The 976-nt window shown below is 42.8% G+C and carries 1 protein-coding gene; it reads left to right on the forward strand.

Translation table 11 applies throughout. The annotated features are described in order from the left end of the window. On the forward strand, positions 1–907 hold a 907-nt coding region (locus A3763_RS27845), incomplete at its 5' end, for a hypothetical protein (protein ID WP_068759803.1). Positions 908–976: the final 69 nt, after the last annotated feature.

The raw sequence follows: 976 nt of genomic DNA on the forward strand, positions 1-976 counted from the left end.
CTTGTTGGCCTCATTCAGTATTGGTAAGCGCGAAGTTTATGTCGACGGCGAAAAAAGATTAACCCGTTACGGCAATGATCTACGTATTCACCAGGATTATCGTGGCGGAAGGACACTGTTACGTTTATTCAAAAAGTATCGAGAACTGATGCAGGATGAGTGGATGCAGACTGTGATATTGGACGAGAATAAAGCCTCTATCAACTCAGTCGGAAGTGGCCGTCTAAGTTTGCCGACTTATCACCAGGCCGGACAATTTCGTACTTATATGGTAGATCTGTATAAGAAGCAGCATAAAGCCACAACACTTTTAGTGCGACGAGCTAGCAATGCCGATAAAGCTCAGATGCAGTCTTTTTTCGATAAGCATGCGCCATCAAAGCAATTTTACCCTGTCTATGACTTTTCAAAAATTGGCACCAAAGACAATTACTATCGCGGGGTCGATATCGAAAATTATTTCCTCGCTTATGATGACGATGAACTTATCGGTATGTGCGCCGTATGGAACCAAAAAGATTTTAAACAAACGCGCTTTGTATCCTACCAAGGCAAGATGAAAGCCCTCAGGCACATCAATAATATTAAGAGTAAATTCTTTGGCGGCCTCCAGCTACCAAGTCCTGGAAGTTTAGCGAGCTACCTTAGCCTTCACACGGTTCTTTGTGCCGACAACCGGATTGATATCTTTCAAGATTTGCTGAGCTGCATCCTTAAAACCTATCACGCAAGTGATTATGAGGCGCTTATCTTTGGTTTTGATACGCGCGACCCTTTACACGAAGTTGCAAAAAACTTGAAGGCATATCAGCTTTTAAGTAATCACTATCTCGCTAGTTATGGCGATGACCCGAGCAAAGAAATGAAGCAACAGGGCTTGTTTTATCTCGAACCAACACGTCTATAATTAGCAGTAAGTTATGATGCAGTATCTAAAAAAATATCGTTCCGTCTTCCTCGCGCTTATCGTCGCGCT

The sequence above is a fragment of the Oleiphilus sp. HI0128 genome, from assembly GCF_001635365.1.